Below are 18,063 nucleotides of genomic sequence, written 5' to 3'. Positions count from 1 at the left end.
AGGACTCCGTCACAGCGCGTCGGGTCCGCGCTCGCCGGTTCGGACCCGTACCGCCGTCTCGACGGGCACCATCCATACCTTTCCGTCGCCGATCTTCCCGGTGCGCGACGCCTCGACGATGATCTCGGTCAGCTGTTCGGCGTCGCCGTCCTCGACCAGCACCTCGATACGGACCTTGGGCACGAGATCGACCGTGTACTCGGCGCCCCGGTAGACCTCGGTGTGGCCGCTCTGCCGTCCGTAACCGCTGGCCTCGGTGACGGTGAGGCCCTGGACCCCGAAGGCCCGCAGGGCCTCCTTCACCTCGTCGAGCCGGTGGGGCTTGATGACCGCGGTGATGAGCTTCATGCGTCCACCTTGGTGTCGTGGTCGGCACTGTCGTTTCCGCCGGGGGCCGCCGGACCGCCGGGACCGCCGGGACCGCCAGGGCCCCCGGCCCCGCCCCCGCCGGGTTCGGCGCGGCGCCTGGCCGGGCCGGGTGCGAGTACCTCACCGCGCGTCCGGTCCGAGGAGCCGCCCAGGGAGCTGAAGTCGTAGGCGGTCTCCGCGTGGAACGCCTGATCGACCCCGGCGACCTCATCGTCCGCCTCGGCACGGAAGCCGACCGTGGCCTGCACGAGTTTGGCCAGCAGCCAGGAGACGACGAAGGAGAACGCCATCACGGAGAAGGCCCCCGCGGCCTGCTTGCCGAACTGTGTCAGACCGCCCACGCCGTCCGTGGCGAGGAATCCGACCAGCAGGGTGCCGATGACGCCGCCCACGAGGTGGACGCCGACGACGTCCAGGGAGTCGTCGAAGCCCAGCTTGTACTTGAGGCTGACCGCCCAGGAACACACGGCCCCGGCCACGACGCCGATGGCCAGCGCACCCATGGCGTTGACGGCCGCGCCCGCCGGGGTGATCGCCACCAGTCCCGCGACGGCGCCGGAGGCCGCCCCGAGCGTGGTGAAGGCGCCGTGCCGCACGCGCTCGTAGACGAGCCAGCCCAAGGCGGCGGCCCCGGTGGCGACCTGGGTGTTGAGCGCCATGTTGGCCGCGGTGCCGTCGGCGGCGAGCGCGGAGCCGGCGTTGAAGCCGAACCAGCCGAACCACAGGAGCGCGGCGCCGAGCACCACGAACGGCAGGCTGTGCGGGCGCATCGGCTCCTTCTTGAAACCGATGCGCTTGCCGACGACGAGGACAGCCGCGAGCGCGCCGATACCGGCGTTGATGTGGACGGCGGTGCCGCCGGCGAAGTCGATGACCTCCAGCTCGTAGAGCCAGCCGCCCGGGGCCCAGACCCAGTGGGCGACAGGGAAGTAGACGACCGTGACCCACAGCGTGATGAACAGCGCCCAGGCGCTGAACTTCACGCGGTCGGCCAGCGCACCGCTCATCAGCGCGGGGGTGAGGATCGCGAACATCATCTGGAACAGAACGAAGGCGAATACCGGAACACCCCCCTTCTCTGTGAGGGATTCCGGCGAGATTCCCTTGAGTCCTACGAAATCCAGGTTTCCGATCAGTCCGCCGGTGTCAGGACCGAATGTCAGTGAATAGCCATAGAGGACCCACAGGACGCTGACGATTCCCAGCGAGATGAAGGACATCATCAGCATGTTGAGCGCGCTCTTGACCCGGACCATGCCGCCGTAGAAGAAGGCGAGGCCGGGCGTCATCAGCATCACGAGAAACGCGCTGACCAGTACGAAGGTGGTATCCGCGCCGTTCAATGGGGGCGTCTCCTCGGGGTCGCGACCTCATCCGGGCCGACTCTGCGGGCGGTATGAGCGCCAGATTCCCCAAGCCCCGTTTCGAACGACGCCCCTCGGTGTTTCGCCGCCGTGAAAACGCGCCCGGCGTTGTTACGAGGAGATGAAGCACAGCACCGGAGGTGTCAGCCGCGCGTACCGTCCGCCCCGGAAAGAGCCGACCGCGCCGTCGTCCGGTGTGGGGAGCGCTTCCCCGTCCGCTCCGTCACCGGTCGGCCGGGGAGTTTCATCCGTAACCAGTTCAACCGGTGACGGTTCAGCCGGTCATCCCGCCGCCGCGCCCGCGTCCTCCGGCAGTTCCGCCCGGAGCCGCTCGCTCAGGTGCACCACCTCGGCGACGTCCCCGTATTCCCTGACCGCGCTGGCCGCCGTGCGCCGCAACCGGTTGTTCACCCGCTCCGAACGCAGCTGCTGGGCCACCCCGATCGCCTCGCCCACGCGCGCCGCGCAACCCTCCGGCTCGTGCTGGAGGAGATGGACGCTCGCCATCCCGATGAGGTTGAGCGCGTAGGAGCGCTGGTGCCCGGCGCCGTCGGTCTCGTCCGCCTCCCGGCTGAACAGCTCGACCGCCCGCTCCATGATGGGCCGCGCCAGTGAGGCGTAGGTGGGGCTGCGGCCCGAGGAGTAGGCCAGATCCCGGTAGGAGTGCGCGTTCTCCGCGCACAGCTCGGCCTCGGAGAAGAACCGGATCCAGTCCGGGTCGCCGTCGGCAGGGCCGATGTCGGCGAAGGTCTCCTCGGCCATCCGCACGGCCCGCTTGCACTTGCCGGGCTGGCCCATGTTCGCGTAGGCGCGGGCCTCCATGGCGTAGAGCATGGCCTGAGTGCGCGGCGTCGAGCCTTCTCTGCTGCCGTACTGCGCCAGGTGGATCAGTTCGAGGGCGTCCTCGGGCCGGCCCAGGTGGATCATCTGGCGGCACATCTTGCTGAGCACATACGAGCCCAGCGGCCGGTCCCCCGCCTCCTTGGCGGCGTGCAGCGCGAGGACGAAGTACTTCTGGGCGGTGGGCTGGAGGCCGACGTCATAGCTCATCCATCCGGCCAGCTCCGCCAGCTCCGCCGTCACACGGAAGAGGCGCCGGGTGCTCTGCTCGCAGTGCCGTTCCTGCAGCAGGTCCGTCACCTCGTGCAACTGTCCGACGACGGCCTTGCGGCGCAGCCCTCCCCCGCACTGCGCGTCCCAGCTGCGGAACATCTCGGTCGTCTGTTCCAGCAGCTCCAGTTCGGGCTCGGAGAGCCGGAAGCCCCGCCGCGCCCCGCCGCCCCCCGCCCGCTCCCCCGCGAAGGCGGCGCTCCCCGCGACGGACCGCGTGCCTGCGGCGGCTGCCCCGTATCCCGTCATGCCGGGGAGGCCCGTTCCGGTACCGCCCGCCCCCGCACGCGGCCCCCCGGCGTCCACGCCACTCACCGGCCCGGGCATGCCGCTCCCGGGCTCAGGGGTGGGTACGAGCCAGCGCTGCATGGGCTCGATCAGTGCGGGTCCGGCGGCCATGCCGAGGGAGTTCCCGAGGAAGCCGCGCCGGCCCAGCATCAGGTCGCTGCGCGTGAAATCGCTGATGAGCGCCACCGTCTGCGGCCCGGCCCACGGCAGGTCCACCCCGGATGCCGCGGGGGACTGCCGGACGGGCCGCAGGCCGAGGTCCTCCACCGGGAGGACGCAGCCGAAACGCTCGGAGAAGAGTTCGGACAGGATGCGCGGGATCGGCTCGCGGGGCTGCTCACCGTCCAGCCAGCGGCGTACGCGCGAGGTGTCGGTGCTGATGTGATGCGCCCCCAGCTGCCGGGCGCGCCGGTTCACCTGACGGGCCAGCTCTCCTTTGGACCAGCCGCTGCGCACGAACCACGAGCGCAGCCGCTCGTTCGGGCTCTTGCCGGACTGGCCGCCCTCACCCACTGGTCACGCCCCCATTCGCGTCAGCGGCGGACCCTGGCCCGCCGCTCGGCCGCATGCCGCGCGCCGCACAGCGCTCCCCCGCACGATGCCTCCGGCATAGTCCGCTGCCGTGCTCTTCACCGTGTGCACCGAAAGTAATCCTACGATCACGGGCACGCGAGAGTGATTGCAGAATCGCCACCATTCGCCACCCCTTCGAATGAACCCTTCGGCGCCTGGGCGCGCTTGACTTGACACCTCGCACGGGCCCGGCAGCTGAACGGCCGCACCATCCCCCGCCTCCTCACAGAGCTGCACCACCCCGCGCCTCTTTTCCGGAGGGGCGACCGCCGCACAGGCCCCCCGGCACCCACCTGTCACTGTGCGCAGCGCTTTCGTAACCATAGGCATACGAGACCCGTTGGAGGGAGCATGGGCTTCACAATCGGCGCCATCAGCGGTCTCAGCGGCATCCGGGAGATCAGGGACCTGCGGCCCGGTTCACGCAGGCGCGGTCGCGCCTCCGCGTGCACGGCCGTCGCGGAGTACACAGGGTTGTGGGGCTGGGACGTGGTTCCCGGGGCCCGCGCCGCCCGGTCCGGCGGGCGGGTCGGATGCTCCTGCGGTGCCACCGCGTGCCCCGCACCCGGAGCCCACCCGCTGGACGCGTCCTTGGAGGTCCCCGCCGGCGCCACCCTCGCGGAGGCGGGTCAAGCGTGGGCCGATGTCCCCGGAGCGGCGCTGCTGCTTCCGACGGGACGTTTCTTCGACGTGATCGAGGTGGCCGAGCGGGCCGGGCAGTGCGCCCTGATGCGGCTGGAGCGGATGGGCGTGCCCCTGGGCCCGGTCGCGGCGACACCGCACGGCAGAACGTGGTTCCTGGTCGCCACCGGAGCAGCCTCCGAACTGCCCGAACTGCTCTACCGGATGGGCTGGGACGACGCGGATCTCGATCTGCGCGGCAGGGGCGAGGGCGAGTACATCACCGCACCCCCCTCCGACCTGGGCGGCCTGGGCCCGGTGCGATGGCTGCGTCCCCCCACCCTGGAGGCGGCGGGCCGCCCGCCACAGGCGAGGCTCCTACTGGGCACGCTCGCCTACGTCAGCCACCGTTCCGCCGTCGCGGACTAGCTAGGGTCCGTCTTCAAAGGGATCTCGCCCAGAGCAGGAACGGGGCGGCGCCGTCGCGGCGGCATCGGGGGTACGTCGCGACGGCGCCGGTGTGTTTCTCCCTTGCGGAACGGATCGGCCGTATCCGGTGTCTCCGCCCGGCCCGTATCCACCCTCTTCGGCCGACGCGCGTCAGCCCTCTTCGACCAGGGCGTCCACGAAAGCCTCCGGCTCGAACGGCGCCAGGTCATCGGCTCCTTCGCCCAGGCCCACCAGCTTGACCGGGACTCCCAGCTCGCGCTGCACGGCGACGACGATGCCGCCCTTGGCCGTGCCGTCCAGCTTGGTCAGCACGATGCCGGTGATATCGACGACCTCGGCGAAGACCCGGGCCTGGACCAGCCCGTTCTGGCCCGTGGTCGCGTCCAGGACCAGCAGGACCTCATCCACCGGGCCCTGCTTCTCCACGACGCGCTTGACCTTGCCCAGCTCGTCCATCAGGCCCGTCTTGGTGTGCAGCCGGCCCGCCGTGTCGATCAGGACGACGTCGGCGCTCGCCTCGGTGCCCTGCTTGACCGCGTCGAAGGCCACCGAGGCGGGGTCGCCGGCCTCGGGGCCCCGGACCGTGCGGGCGCCCACCCGCGTGCCCCAGGTCTCCAGCTGGTCGGCGGCGGCGGCCCGGAAGGTGTCGGCGGCGCCCAGGACCACCGACTTGCCGTCGGCCACCAGAACGCGGGCGAGCTTGCCGGTGGTGGTGGTCTTGCCGGTGCCGTTGACGCCGACGACGAGCACCACCCCGGGGCGGTCGAGGGCGCCCTGGGTCTCGGTGTGCACGGTGCGGTCCAGGTCGGTGCCGACGAGCGTCAGCAGTTCCTCGCGCAGCAGGTCGCGCAGGTCCTGCGGGGTGCGGGTGCCGAGCACCCGGACCCGCCCGCGCAGCCGCTCGACCAGTTCCTGGGTGGGGCCGACGCCGATATCGGCGGTCAGCAGGGTGTCCTCGATCTCCTCCCAGGTCTCCTCGTCGAGGTGCTCCCTGGACAGCAGGGTCAGCAGGCCCTTGCCCAGGGTGTTCTGCGAGCGGGAGAGCCGGGCGCGCAGGCGCACCAGGCGTCCTGCCGTGGGCTCGGGGATCTCGATCTCGGGCTCCGCCGGGGCGGCGGGTACCGGTGCGGCGGTCTGCGGCGGCGCCTCGGCCTCGGGGAGGCCGACCTCCTCGATCGTTCTGCGCGCTCCCCCGGGCGCGCCCTCGGCTTCCTCGCCGACGTGCGGTTCGGCGGTCGGGGTGGTGGTGCCTTCGTGGGTGGCGGGCTCCTCGGTCTTCAGCGCCTTCTTCTTACGGCCGCTGATCACGAGCCCGCTGACCGCGCCCAGCGCGATCACGGCGATGACTACAACAAGGATGACGATTTCCATAGCGGGTCCAGTATCCGCCACCGTCAACACTTCCCGGTCATTCCCTCTTCGCGCGCGCTCCGCTACGGTCCCCGCGCCCGTGCTGTCTCCCTGTTGGGGGCCCTTGTGACCGTGACGACCAGCGTCCGTTTCAATCTCGTACAGCCGCCCGGACCGCCGGAAGCGTCACGAACACCGGGAGGGCCGGAGTCGCCGGGAGCGCCTGGCGGGCCCCAGGAGAGCCTGGGCGACCGCTACCGTGCCGCGCTCGACATGGCTGCCTACGCCGACGAACACGGTGTGACCTCGCTCGTCGTCGAGGAGCACCACGGGTCGCCGGACGGCTGGCTGCCCGCGCCGCTGGCGCTGGCGGGGGCACTGCTGGGGCGCACGCGGCGGGCGGTGGTGACGGCGTGCGCGATCCTGGCGCCGCTTTACGACCCGCTGCGGCTGGCGGAGGACATCGCGGTGCTCGACCTGGCCAGTGGCGGGCGGCTGATCACCGTCGCCGGGGTCGGCTACCGGCCCGAGGAGTACGCAGCGCTCGGGCGTGACTTCACGCAACGGGGCGCACTCCAGGACGAGGTGCTGGAGACGCTGCTGGCGGCGTGGACCGGGGAGCCGTTCGACTACCGGGGCCGCAAGGTGCGGGTCACACCGCGCCCGCACACCCGTCCGCATCCGATGCTGTTCGTCGGCGGCAGTTCCCGCCCGTCCGCCCGCCGGGCCGCGCGGCTGGGTCTGCCGCTGTTCTTGCCCGCGCATCTGCCGGCTCTCGCCCGCTACTACGAGGAACGGTGCCAGGAGAGCGGCAGCGATCCGCTGTGCCTGATGCCGCCCGAGCGGCTGCCCGCGCTGCATCTCACGGAGGATCCGGAGCGTGCGTGGACGGAGCTGGGAGCGTACTTCCTGTACGAGGCGCGGCAGTACGCGTCCTGGCAGACGGCGGATGTGCGCTCCTTGATGCGGGCCGAGGCCACGACGGTGGAGGAGTTGCGCGAGGAGGGCGTCTACGCGTTCCTCACACCGGATGAGTGCGTGGAGATGGTCTCCCGGCAGCCGGAGGGTGCCCGGCAGTTGCTGCTGCACCCGCTGTGCGGCGGGATGCCCGTCGAGGAGGGGTGGCGGTCGCTGCGGCTGCTGGCGGAGGACGTCATTCCACGTCTGCCCGGATAGCGCCCCGGACAGCGGCAGGACAGCGGCAGGACAGCGGCAGGCCGACAGCGCGCTGCCCCGGCTCGGTCGGGTGAGCCGGGGCAGCGCGGGTGCCGAGGAGTGGGCGGCGGGGGGGGGTCAGCCCATCTCCTCCAACGCCTTGCCCTTGGTCTCCGGCACCCACTTGAGGATGAACGGGATCGAGAGCACGGCGAAGACCGTGTAGAGGATGTACGTCGTCGAGAGGTTCCACTCCGACAGGCTCGGGAAGCTGGCGGTGATCGCCCAGTTGGCGATCCACTGCGCGGAGGCGGCGACACCGAGTGCCGCGGCGCGGATCTTGTTCGGGAAGATCTCGCCGAGCAGCACCCAGACGACCACGCCCCAGGAGAGCGCGAAGAAGAGCGTGAAGGTGTGCGCGCCGATGAGTGCGACGGCGCCCTGGGCGTCGGGGAGGGAGACGTTGTCGCCGGAGCCGGTCCTGGCGGAGAACGCCCAGGCCACCAGCCCCAGCGAGACGGCCATACCCGCCGAGCCGATCAGTGCGAGCGGCTTGCGGCCGATCTTGTCGACGAGCAGCATCGCGACGACGGTGCCGAGGATGTTCACGATGGAGGTCGTAAAGGAGTAGAAGAACGAGCTTTCGGGGTTGATGCCGACCGACTGCCACAGCGTCGAGGAGTAGTAGAAGACGACGTTGATGCCGACGAGCTGCTGGAAGACCGAGAGCCCGATGCCGATCCACACGATGGGCAGCAGGCCGGTGCGGCTGCTGAGCAGGTCCTTGAAGGTGGACTTGTGCTCGCTGCGCATCGCGGTCTCGATCTCGCCGAGCCGCTGGTCGAGGCCCGCGTGCTCTCCCTCGACGCCGGCCAGCACCGTCCGCGCCTCGGCCTGGCGGCCGGCGGAGATCAGGAACCGGGGCGATTCGGGGATCACGAAGGAGAGCAGGAAGTAGGCGACCGCGGGGATCACCATGATTCCGAGCATCCACTGCCAGGCTTCGAGGCCGGCGAGTGAGCCGCGCTGGTCGCCGTCGGCGAGATTCAGCAGGCCCCAGTTGACCAGTTGGGACACCGCGATGCCCAGGACGATGGCGCCCTGCTGGAAGGAGGCGAGCCGGCCGCGGTAGGCGGGCGGGGAGACCTCGGCGATGTAGGCCGGGCCGATCACGGAGGCCATGCCGATCGCGATGCCGCCGAGTACCCGCCACATCGCGAGGTCCCACAGCGCGAACGGGAGGGCGGATCCCACGGCGCTGACGGTGAAGAGGACGGCGGCGATCCGCATGACCTGGATGCGACCTATCCGGTCGGCTATCCGGCCCGCTATGGCGGCGCCGATCGCGCTGCCGATCAGCGCCGCGGCGATGACCTGGGCGAGCAGGGCCGAGCCGACGTCGAAGCGGCCACGCACCGCTTCGACCGCGCCATTGATCACTGAGCTGTCATAGCCGAAGAGGAAGCCGCCCATGGCGGCGGCGGCCGTGATGAAGACGACACGGCCGAGGGGTGCGGTGTGCGCACCGGATGCTGGCCGCGCGGCCTGCGCTGTGCTGGTCACGATCTTCTCCTGAGATGCCGGCGACGGTGCCGGATGGGGACGCCACCTGCCAAGGGGCCGCGTGCTGGAGCAAGAGCAAGAGCGCGCCACGACTTGAACATCTCGATGGCACTTCAGACTGTAAGCCTTCATGTTTCGAAGTCAATACGCGAACGTGTGCGATGCAGAGCACACCGCCTCTCATGTTTCCTTCGAGTTATGAAGAGAAATGGCCCCTGGAAGTCCGGAAGGCGCTTCCAGGGGCCGCGAGAGGCCACCATCAGTCCGCCGCAGCGGGCCAGTTGAAGCATCCGGTGCTCAGGTTCACCGGCATCGCTCGGGGGCCCCGACCGGCGATGCTCCGGCCCGGGAGTCCGGGGGCCGGGAGTCCGGGAGGGGGACCCGCCCGTGGGACGCCCGCGCTCAGTTCAGACGCTGGCTGATGACCTTGGAGACGCCGTCACCCTGCATGGAGACGCCGTAGAGCGCGTCGGCCACCTCCATCGTGCGCTTCTGGTGAGTGATCACGATGAGCTGTGAGCTGTCCTTCAGCTCCTCCATGATCCGGATCAGCCGCTGCAGGTTGGTGTCGTCCAGCGCCGCCTCGACCTCGTCCATCACATAGAACGGACTCGGCCGCGCCTTGAAGATCGACACCAGCAGCGCCACGGCCGTCAGCGAGCGCTCACCGCCGGACAGCAGCGAGAGCCGCTTGACCTTCTTCCCCGGAGGACGGGCCTCCACATCGACGCCGGTGGCGAGCATGTCGTCCGGATCGGTCAGCACGAGCCGCCCCTCGCCACCGGGGAAAAGGCGCGAGAAGACGCCCTCGAACTCCCGGGCCGTGTCGTGGTACGCCTCGGTGAAGACCTGCTCGACGCGCTCATCGACCTCCTTGACCACCTGGAGCAGATCGGCGCGCGTCTTCTTCAGGTCCTCAAGCTGCTCGCTCAGGAACTGGTGCCGCTCCTCCAGCGCCGCGAACTCCTCCAGCGCCAGCGGATTGATCTTCCCCAGCTTCTGGTAGGCGCGCTCCGCCACCTTGAGCCGCTTCTCCTGTTCGGCCCGCACGAACGGCACCGGCTTGTTGCGCGGATGCTCCGGATCCTCCGGCAGCTCCTCGTCCTCGGCGGGCGGCGAGGGCGGCACCAGCTGGTCGGGGCCGTAGTCGCGGACCAGGCCCGCGGGCTCGACGCCCAGCTCCTCCAGCGCCTTGGTCTCCAACTGCTCGATACGCATCCGCTTCTCGGCGCCGAGAACCTCGCCCTTGTGGACCGAGTCGGTGAGCTTGTCCAGCTCGTCCTTCAGCTCCCGGCCCTGGTTGCGCTCGGCGACCAGAGCCTGCTCCCGCTCGGCCTTGGCCCGCTCCGCGCCCTCGCGCTCCTCGCGGGCCCGCTCCAGCGAGGCTTCCACATGCGCGAGCAGCTGCCGGGCGCCCGCGGCCACCGCGTCGGCGACCTCGGCCTCGTGGCGCAGCCTGGCCCGCCGCTCCTCGGCACGGGCCCGCGCTTCCCGCTCGGCTCGCGCGCCCCGGTCCAGCGAATCGGCCCGCCCGGCGAGCGACTTGACCCGCTCCTCGTGCGTGCGGACCTGAAGGCGAGCCTCCATCTCCGTCTGCCGCGCGTTGGCGCCGTCGGCCGAGAGCCGGTCGCGTACGGAGGTGTCCGGGTCCACCGAACCCTCGGCCTCCTGCGCCTCCTCGGCGACGGCCAGCCGCTCGGCCAGTTCCTCGGCCTCCCGGGTGGCCCGCTCCAGCGCTTCCTCGGCCTTGGCCACGGCGGCGGCGGACCGTTCCGCCTCGCCCTGGGCCGCACGGGCCTGGCCCCCGAGCGTGCCCAGGCGGCCGGCCACCCGGGACTTCTCACGCTCGGCTGCGCTCCGGCTCACCGCCAGTTCCTCGACCCGGGCCGCGCACGCCCTGCGGGTCTCTTTCGCGCTGAGCTGCTCCTCCCTGAGCCGCTCGCATCTGGCCTCCAGTTCGGTCAGCTCCGCCGCGGCCTGGTCGACCGACGCCTGCGCCTCCAGGTAGGAGGGCGCGCCTTCCGAGCCGCCGCGGGCGAAGTGGGTGCCCAGCAGGTCGCCTTCGGCGGTGACCGCCGTGCACTCGGGGCGCATGATCAGCAGCTCTTCCGCGGCCTCCAGCGTGTCCACGACGACGATGTCGCGCAGCAGGTGCTCCATCGCCGGACGCAGCGACTCCGGGGCCGTCACCAGCGAGGCGGCGGGGGTGCCCTGCCGGGGGGCGGCGCCCTCGCGCTCATCGGCCCGGGCACCGTGCGGCCCGTGCTGTTCTGGCCGGCCGCTCACCAGCAGCGCGGCCCGGCCCCCGTCCTCCTTGCGCAGGAGACGCAGCGCCTCGGCCGCCGTCGCCACGTCGGCCACTGCCAGGGCGTCGGCGGCCGTGCCGAGTGCTGCCGCTATCGGGAGTTCGTAGCCGGGGGTCACGCTCAGGAGTTCGGCGGCCGGGCCCAGCAGGCCGCCCAGCCGGTCCTTGGCCGCCAGCAGCGCACCTGTGCCGTCCTTGCGGCGCAGGCCCAGGGCGAGCGCGTCATGCCGCGCCGAGGTGGCGGCGCGCTCACGCTCGGCCTCCGTCAGCGCCTCCCGGGCCGTGCCGAACGCGGCCTCCGCCTCGGCCAGTTCCCGCTTGGCCGTCTCGTGCCGGGTGCCCAGGTCCGCGTCGCCCTCGTCCAGGCCCGCCACCTCGGCGCGCAGCGTCTCGTACTCCTCCTGGGCCTCGGTGGCGCGCTGGAGGGCCTCGTCTCTGGCGGTCGCCAACCGGTCGATCTCGGACTGCGCGGAGGCAGCCCGGCTGCGGGCCGTCCCTGCCTGGCCGCGCAGCCGTTCGAGCCCCTCGCGGCGGTCGGCCAGCGCCCGCGCCTCGTCCCTGAGCCGGCGCTCCTCCTGCTCCAGGCGGCGCTCCAGCTCCGAGCGGTGCGCCACGGTCTCATCCAGCGCCGTGGTGGCCGCCTCCAAGGCGGCCACCAGCTCGGCCTCCTGTTCGCGGATACGGGCGGCCTCGCGCTCCATGTCCTCCGGGTCGCGCCCCCGGCGCTCCTCGGCGGGCGCCGAGGCGGCGTGCTGCACCCGCTGTTCCGCCAGGCCGACGGTGCCGCGCACCCGTTCGGCGAGCTGGGAGAGTTCGTACCAGGTCTGCTGGGCCCGCTCCAGCCGCGGACTGAGCGTACGGACCTGCTGCTCCAGGTCGGCCTCGCGGCGCAGGGCCTCCTTCAGCTCGGCCTCGGCCGATTCCTTGCGCTGCTTCAGCTCGGCCTCGTCCGCGACCTCCGTACGCAGTGCCTCACGCAGCCCCACCAGGTCATCGGCCAGCAGCCGCAGCCGGGCGTCGCGCAAATCGGCCTGGATGACCTGGGCCTTGCGGGCGACCGCCGCCTGCCTGCCCAGCGGCTTGAGCTGGCGGCGCAGTTCGTCGGTGAGGTCCTGGACCCGGGCGAGGTTGGCCTGCATCGCGTCCAGCTTGCGCAGCGCCTTCTCCTTGCGCTTGCGGTGCTTGAGGACGCCGGCCGCCTCCTCGATGAAGGCACGCCGCCCGGTCGGGTCGGCGTGCAGGACGCCGTCGAGCTGACCCTGTCCGACGATGACGTGCATCTCGCGGCCGATGCCGGAGTCGGAGAGCAGTTCCTGGATGTCGAGCAGCCGGCAGGTGTCACCATTGATCTGGTACTCGCTGCCGCCGTTGCGGAACATTATCCGCGTAATGGTGACTTCCGAGTATTCGATGGGCAGCGCGCCGTCGGCGTTGTCGATGGTCAGCGAGACCTCGGCCCGGCCCAGCGGCGGGCGCCCGGTGGTCCCGGCGAAGATGACGTCCTCCATCTTGCCGCCGCGCAGCGACTTGGCGCCCTGCTCGCCCATCACCCAGGACAGGGCATCGACGACGTTGGACTTGCCGGAGCCGTTGGGGCCGACGACGCAGGTGATGCCGGGCTCGAAGCGCAGCGTCGTGGCGGAGGCGAAGGACTTGAATCCCCGCAGTGTCAGGCTCTTCAGGTGCACGCGTCCGGACCCTACCGAGGTTGTCGCGGCGATGTCGCGCCGACTGCCCCGAAGGCCCGTGAAGGGTTTTCCCGGAGGGTTTCACCGGGAGGGGCCGGGGGCACATCAGACGGTAACGAGAGCGCCCCCCACGATGACCCCGGGTGAGCCCGGGGCCGTGCCGTTCCCGTCGGCGACGAGAGCACCGAGGAGCACAACGACGAAGGGACGCCGAAGCGTCCCTTACAGATCTTTGTACGGCTGTCCTGCTTCAGCCCGTCCTGCCCGGCGGGCCGGATCAGGTCAGCGCAGGCTCCGCCGAGGAAACGTCGATGCCTTCAATGCCTTCGAGCACCGATTCGGGGTGCCGTGCGGCGGCGGACAGAGCGTCGTTCTCGGCCTGGATCCGTACGATTTCGGATTCGAGGTCCTGGACGCGCTGCTGCAGCCGTCGCATCTCGGCAAGAACCCGGGGGTCGGAGCCGCCGACGTAGCCGAGGAGCGCCTTTGCCATGATGGATGGTCCTCCACACTGAGTGACCGACCTTGGTGTGGTCGTTCGTGAGGGAATCGCACCCGCAGTGTCTGTATCTCGTCTTTTACTGAAGAATCTCTGGATCAAACAGCTCAGGTGCGCGGGGTTCCCAGGGTCTCACCAAAAAGTTTGACGGTCAACACGATCACACACCGCGACCCCGGGCCTGCCCTGACTCGACGGCGATCGGCGCCGGAGGCGGCAGCCCGCTGGTGCTGGTGGAAGATCCACTGAGCTCTCCTGTCGCCGCAGCTTTGCACGCCACAGCGGGATTGGCAACCGTTGTGGATCACCGGATCGCGAAGCCCCGGTACCCACCGCGCGGCTCGTCCCAGATCTCGGTGACACCCTCGACGTGCCCGGGTGTGTCGCCCCCGCGCAGCCAGTCGAGCAGTTCCTCGCAGTGGGCCCTGGCGCCCTCTCCCACGATCTGGACCCGGCCGTCGTCGAGGTTGAGGGCGAAGCCGACGAGTCCCCCGATACGCAGCGCGGCGGCACGGGTGAACCAGCGGAAGCCGACCCCCTGCACTTCGCCGCGCACCCAGATGGTCATCCGCGCCGGCTCCTCGCCGCGGCGTCCGGCCCCCTCCGGTTCCGGTGCTGTCCCCGTCACGGTCGCCGGCGGTACGGCCGGAGCCGTCCCTTCTCCGGGCGCCGGTGTGGCGCCCGTCTCGCCGGTCTCTTCGTGGGTCGAGTCGCTCGCAGCCATGGGGTGCACGCTATCCGGACAATTCTTCTGCCGGCACATCCGCCCCCGGCGTGATGCCGTACATTGCCCGTCAACCCGCTTCACACGTAAGGGTGAAGCGGAGATTCTGTGTTGACCGCCATCGTGACAGTCGAGCCCTGGAGGACAGCGAAGATGGGCCGCCATCGACGTGCTACCCCCGCTCCCGTCGCTCCGCCCGCGCCTTCCCGCCGGCCGGACGCCGACCGGCACCAGGGAGGAGGTCACGGCGGGCACCGCAAGAGGAGCGCGGCGCCCGTACGCACCGGGCTGCTCGGCGCCTCGGCCGCGATGGCGATGGGTGCCGTCGCCGTGGCGTCGGGGCTGATACCCGGCCCCGGCGGGCTGGGCGGCCAGCAGGGCGGAGACCGGGTGCGGGCCGATGGGCCCACCGGACTGGACGCCCCCGCCGTGCCTTCGGCCACCCCCTCGGCAAGGTCGTCCGACCCGGCGGCCAGCCGCGCCGAGGAGCGCAACGAGGGGCCCATGCGCTCGCCCTCGCAGAAGAGTTCCCGTCCCGCGAAGAAGCCGGGCACCACGCCCTCGCGGGACGACAGCTCCACGGCCGCCGAGAAGGAGCGGCCGAGCGGGGACGCCTCGCCTTCCGGCTCGGGAGAAGGGTCCGGCGAGGAGGAGAAGAGCGGCTCCGGCGGCGCCATCAAGTCGTCCGACCCGGAGACCGCCGCCGAGCGGGAGGTGCTGACGCTCGTCAACCAGGAGCGGGCCAAGGCGGGCTGTCAGCCGGTCAAGGCGGACAGCGGCCTGGCGGGGCTGGCGCAGGACTTCAGCGAGGACATGGCGGGGCGCGGTTTCTTCTCCCACACCGACCCCGACGGGCGCAGCCCCTGGGACCGCGCCGAGGCTGCCGGGGTCAGCGACCTCGGCGGCGAGAACATCGCCCGCGGCCAGGCCAACGCGCGCTCGGTGATGGACTCCTGGATGAACAGCCCGGGCCACAGGGCCAACATCCTCAACTGCGACTACCGCACCCTGGGCGTCGGCGCGCACTTCGCCGAGGGCGGCCCCTGGTGGACGCAGGACTTCGGCTTCTAGCCGCGCCCGGGGTGCCGGTCAGGCACCGGCCGGGCGTGGAGTGCGCTGGCAGCGCGGGCAGAAGTAGCTGGAGCGGTTCATCCACGCGCGCCGGCGTACGGGGGTGCCGCAGCGGCGGCAGGGCTCGTCCTCGCGCCCGTAGGCGTCGAGTGACCGCGCGAAGTATCCGGACTGGCCGTTGACGTTCACGTAGAGGCTGTCGAAGCTGGTGCCGCCCACGGCGAGGGCCTCGGTCATCACATCCCGCACATGGCCCACCAGTTCGGTGGTCTGCGGGCGGGTGAGGGTGGCGGTGGGGCGGTCGTAGTGCAGTTTGGTGCGCCAGAGCGCCTCGTCCGCGTAGATGTTGCCGACGCCGCTGATCAGGGACTGGTCCAGCAGAGCGCGCTTGAGCGTCGTACGGCGGCGGCGCAGGGCCGCGTGGAAGGCCGGCAGGTCGAACGCGGGATCCAGCGGGTCGCGCGCGATGTGGGCGATGACGTCGGGCAGCCCGTCCTCGGCCGCCGGGTGGAGTGAGAGGCCGCCGAAGGTCCGCTGATCGACGAAGCGCAGCTCACCCCCCTCGACGTCGTCGAAGGTGATCCGCACCCGCAGATGCCGCTCGTCGGGGGCTCCGGTGGGCTGGATGAGGAGCTGGCCGCTCATGCCGAGGTGGGCGAGCATGGAGTGGCCGCTGTCGCCGATGGGCAGCCACAGGTACTTGCCCCGCCGCATGGCCTGGCCGACGCGCAGCCCCTCCAGCCGGGTGGTGAAGTCCAGCGGGCCCGCGGTGTGGCGGCGGATGGCGCGGGGGTGCAGCACCTCGGCGGTGGCGACCGTACGGCCACTGGCCCAGCGCTCCAGGCCGCGGCGTACGACTTCGACTTCGGGCAGCTCGGGCACGGAGGCTCCTTGAGGAGTGGGCCGACGAAAAGGGCCCGCTCCCCGGAGCGTTCACCGGGGGCGGGCTTCCCGGCCGCAGGGCGGGCGGGTGCGGTTCAGCGCTGCGGGTGCGGGAGCCGGGCGGCGGACCGACGGGTCAAGCCCACCGGAAGCCCGGCGGGGCAGCGGGCCGGCCGGCGCATCACAGCTTCCGGCCGAATCGCTGTCAGCGGCCGGCGGTGCTGTTCCGGGAGGGGCCGCCCTGGGCGGCCGCCGACGCCTCGTCCGTGCGCACGGTGCCGTCCCGCTGCTGTCCGGCGTCCTTCCCGTCAGCCGCCCCGGAGTCGGCGGCGAGCGCGGGCTTGTCGGCAGCAGCGGACTCGCTGCGTGCCGAGATGGCCCGCCAGGCGGCCTCGGCAGCCTGCTGCTCCGCTTCCTTCTTGCTGCGTCCTGTGCCGGTGCCGTACGCGACACCACCGACGCGGGCAGCAGCCGTGAAGGTCTTCTCGTGATCGGGGCCCGTCTCCGAGACCAGATACTCGGGAACTCCCAGGCCCTCGGCCGCGGTCAGCTCCTGGAGACTCGTCTTCCAGTCGAGACCGGCGCCCAGGTTGGAGGAGCGCTCGATCAGCGGGTCGAAGAGGCGGTGGACCAGCTCGGAGGCGGCATCCAGCCCCTGGTCGAGATAGACCGCGCCGATGACCGCTTCCAGGGTGTCGGCGAGGATCGACGCCTTGTCCCGGCCGCCGGTGCCTTCCTCTCCTCTGCCGAGCCGGATGAAGGCGCCCAGGTCGAGACCGCGGGCGACGCCGGCGAGTGCACGGGAGTTGACCACCGCGGCGCGCAGCTTGGCGAGCTGGCCTTCCGGGAGGTCCGGGTGCATCCGGTAGAGCGTGTCGGTGACGACCAGTCCGAGGACGGAGTCGCCGAGGAACTCAAGACGCTCGTTGGTGGGCAGCCCGCCGTTCTCGTACGCGAACGAGCGGTGCGTCAGCGCACGCACCAGAAGGGCGGACTCAAGGTGATAACCGAGCCGCCCTTCCAGGAGCGTGTGGGACGAGGCCGCATCCACCAGCTCCGCCGGATCCCCTCCCTTCTCCGGGGCGGGGGGGCGGGGGGTACTGGCGTCTGACATGGAGCCTGTCACCCGCCGATCAGACCTCTAGGACCTGACGCTTGTTGTAGGTGCCGCAGCTCGGGCACGCGATGTGCTGCTGCTTGGGCTCGCGGCAGCGCTCGCACTTCACCAGGGTCGGGACCGCAGCCTTCCACTGCGACCGGCGGTGGCGCGTGTTGCTGCGCGACATCTTCCGCTTCGGAACAGCCACGGCTACTTCTCCTGTGAGTCGTCCCCGCCGGAGCGGGGCTCTTTGTCCTTCTCGCCGTCCCCGATGGTCTCGGCGAGTCCCTGCAATGCCGCCCAACGGATGTCGACGGCTTCTTCGTGCCCGTGGTCGGGGTCGTCCGCCAGCCGGGCCCCGCACTCGGGGCACAGACCGGGGCAGCCCTCCTGGCACACCGGCTGCAGCGGCAGTGCGAGCACCACCGCGTCGCGCAGCACGGGTTCGAGGTCGAACAGATCGCCCTCTAGGAAGAGTGTGTCCTCCTCGTCCTCGTCGCCGTCGGGCTCCGCACTGGGGCGGCCCCGCTCATCGGCGTCGGGATAGGTGAACATCTCCTGGAAATCCGCTTCGACTTCCTGCTGAAGCGGCTCCAGACACCTTACGCACTCCCCCGTCAGCGGTGCACGGGCGGTGCCTGTGACAAGCACCCCTTCCATGACCGACTCCAGACGGAGGTCCAGCTCGATCTTCGCCCCGTCGGGAACCCTGATGAACTCGACACCGAGATCGCCGGGGGACTCCACTTCGCGGGAGAGCCGCTTCATCGCACCAGGACGCTGCCCCAGCTCACGCGTGTCGAACACGAGAGGGGCGCGGTGGTCGAGGGGGGCGTTCAGGGCTTCCTGCTTTCTACGGGTGGGGCGTGGGCCGCGGCGTGCGTACTCGCGGCCGAAGAACCAGGATACTGGACGCCCGGGCGATGACCCAATCCAGCCCGGACGGTCCCCG

At 71.2% G+C, this 18,063-nt stretch carries 15 protein-coding genes; 3 read left to right on the top strand and 12 right to left on the bottom strand.

From position 1 onward, the window contains the following. Positions 1 to 9: 9 nt before the first annotated feature. The 3 genes from ABD339_RS26865 to ABD339_RS26855 all read right to left on the bottom strand — a co-directional run bounded on the left by ABD339_RS26865 (position 10) and on the right by ABD339_RS26855 (position 3,644). Positions 10 to 348 (bottom strand): P-II family nitrogen regulator, encoded by a 339-nt coding sequence (locus ABD339_RS26865; RefSeq protein WP_344569482.1) that lies wholly within the window; start codon positions 346 to 348, stop codon positions 10 to 12. Continuing rightward, positions 345 to 1,712: an ammonium transporter gene (locus ABD339_RS26860; protein ID WP_344569480.1), complete on the bottom strand. Its 1,368-nt coding sequence runs from the start codon at positions 1,710 to 1,712 to the stop codon at positions 345 to 347. Before ABD339_RS26860 ends, ABD339_RS26865 begins: the two co-directional genes overlap by 4 nt. Before the next feature lie 303 nt (positions 1,713 to 2,015). Continuing rightward, positions 2,016 to 3,644: an NsdA family TPR-like regulatory protein gene (locus ABD339_RS26855; protein WP_344569478.1), complete on the bottom strand. Its 1,629-nt coding sequence runs from the start codon at positions 3,642 to 3,644 to the stop codon at positions 2,016 to 2,018. Between the two features lie 411 nt (positions 3,645 to 4,055). Between ABD339_RS26855 and ABD339_RS26850 the strand changes: the two genes are divergently transcribed. Continuing rightward, positions 4,056 to 4,754 carry a bifunctional DNA primase/polymerase gene (locus ABD339_RS26850; protein ID WP_344569476.1) on the top strand — a complete coding sequence of 233 codons (699 nt, stop codon included), beginning with the start codon at positions 4,056 to 4,058 and terminating at the stop codon, positions 4,752 to 4,754. A gap of 171 nt (positions 4,755 to 4,925) precedes the next feature. Here the strand turns inward: ABD339_RS26850 and ftsY are convergent, their stop codons facing one another. After that, positions 4,926 to 6,146: a signal recognition particle-docking protein FtsY gene (gene ftsY, locus ABD339_RS26845; protein ID WP_344569474.1), complete on the bottom strand. Its 1,221-nt coding sequence runs from the start codon at positions 6,144 to 6,146 to the stop codon at positions 4,926 to 4,928. Between the two features lie 105 nt (positions 6,147 to 6,251). Between ftsY and ABD339_RS26840 the strand changes: the two genes are divergently transcribed. Then, a complete protein-coding gene (locus tag ABD339_RS26840; protein ID WP_425576103.1) occupies positions 6,252 to 7,301 on the top strand; it encodes an LLM class flavin-dependent oxidoreductase in 1,050 nt (349 codons plus the stop codon). Positions 7,302 to 7,418: 117 nt separating this feature from the next. On the opposite strand, the gene ABD339_RS26835 is transcribed toward ABD339_RS26840, so the two are convergent. From ABD339_RS26835 to ABD339_RS26820, 4 genes are all read right to left on the bottom strand, one after another. Further along, positions 7,419 to 8,843 (bottom strand): sugar porter family MFS transporter, encoded by a 1,425-nt coding sequence (locus tag ABD339_RS26835; RefSeq protein ID WP_344569472.1) that lies wholly within the window; start codon positions 8,841 to 8,843, stop codon positions 7,419 to 7,421. A 402-nt stretch (positions 8,844 to 9,245) separates the two neighbouring features. Then, positions 9,246 to 12,836 (bottom strand): chromosome segregation protein SMC, encoded by a 3,591-nt coding sequence (smc, locus tag ABD339_RS26830; RefSeq protein WP_344569470.1) that lies wholly within the window; start codon positions 12,834 to 12,836, stop codon positions 9,246 to 9,248. A gap of 277 nt (positions 12,837 to 13,113) precedes the next feature. Next, positions 13,114 to 13,329, bottom strand: coding sequence for a hypothetical protein (locus tag ABD339_RS26825; protein WP_344569468.1), 216 nt, complete (start codon positions 13,327 to 13,329; stop codon positions 13,114 to 13,116). Positions 13,330 to 13,639: 310 nt separating this feature from the next. Further along, positions 13,640 to 13,903, bottom strand: coding sequence for an acylphosphatase (locus ABD339_RS26820; RefSeq protein WP_344569562.1), 264 nt, complete (start codon positions 13,901 to 13,903; stop codon positions 13,640 to 13,642). A gap of 309 nt (positions 13,904 to 14,212) precedes the next feature. Between ABD339_RS26820 and ABD339_RS26815 the strand changes: the two genes are divergently transcribed. Next, positions 14,213 to 15,130: a CAP domain-containing protein gene (locus ABD339_RS26815; protein WP_425576108.1), complete on the top strand. Its 918-nt coding sequence runs from the start codon at positions 14,213 to 14,215 to the stop codon at positions 15,128 to 15,130. A gap of 18 nt (positions 15,131 to 15,148) precedes the next feature. On the opposite strand, the gene mutM is transcribed toward ABD339_RS26815, so the two are convergent. The 4 genes from mutM to ABD339_RS26795 all read right to left on the bottom strand — a co-directional run bounded on the left by mutM (position 15,149) and on the right by ABD339_RS26795 (position 17,918). After that, positions 15,149 to 16,012: a bifunctional DNA-formamidopyrimidine glycosylase/DNA-(apurinic or apyrimidinic site) lyase gene (gene mutM, locus ABD339_RS26810; protein WP_344569463.1), complete on the bottom strand. Its 864-nt coding sequence runs from the start codon at positions 16,010 to 16,012 to the stop codon at positions 15,149 to 15,151. Positions 16,013 to 16,217: 205 nt separating this feature from the next. Then, on the bottom strand, positions 16,218 to 17,126 hold the full coding sequence (gene rnc, locus ABD339_RS26805; RefSeq protein WP_344569460.1) for a ribonuclease III: 909 nt from the start codon (positions 17,124 to 17,126) through the stop codon (positions 16,218 to 16,220). A gap of 19 nt (positions 17,127 to 17,145) precedes the next feature. Beyond that, a complete protein-coding gene (gene rpmF / locus ABD339_RS26800) occupies positions 17,146 to 17,319 on the bottom strand; it encodes a 50S ribosomal protein L32 (protein WP_016470089.1) in 174 nt (57 codons plus the stop codon). Positions 17,320 to 17,321: 2 nt separating this feature from the next. Beyond that, entirely contained in the window at positions 17,322 to 17,918 is a 597-nt protein-coding gene (locus ABD339_RS26795; RefSeq protein WP_344569457.1) for a YceD family protein, read from the bottom strand. Positions 17,919 to 18,063: the final 145 nt, after the last annotated feature.

The organism is Streptomyces axinellae, from assembly GCF_039532135.1.
Classification (GTDB): domain Bacteria; phylum Actinomycetota; class Actinomycetes; order Streptomycetales; family Streptomycetaceae; genus Streptomyces; species Streptomyces axinellae.
This window is presented reverse-complemented; position numbering and strand designations above follow the sequence as displayed.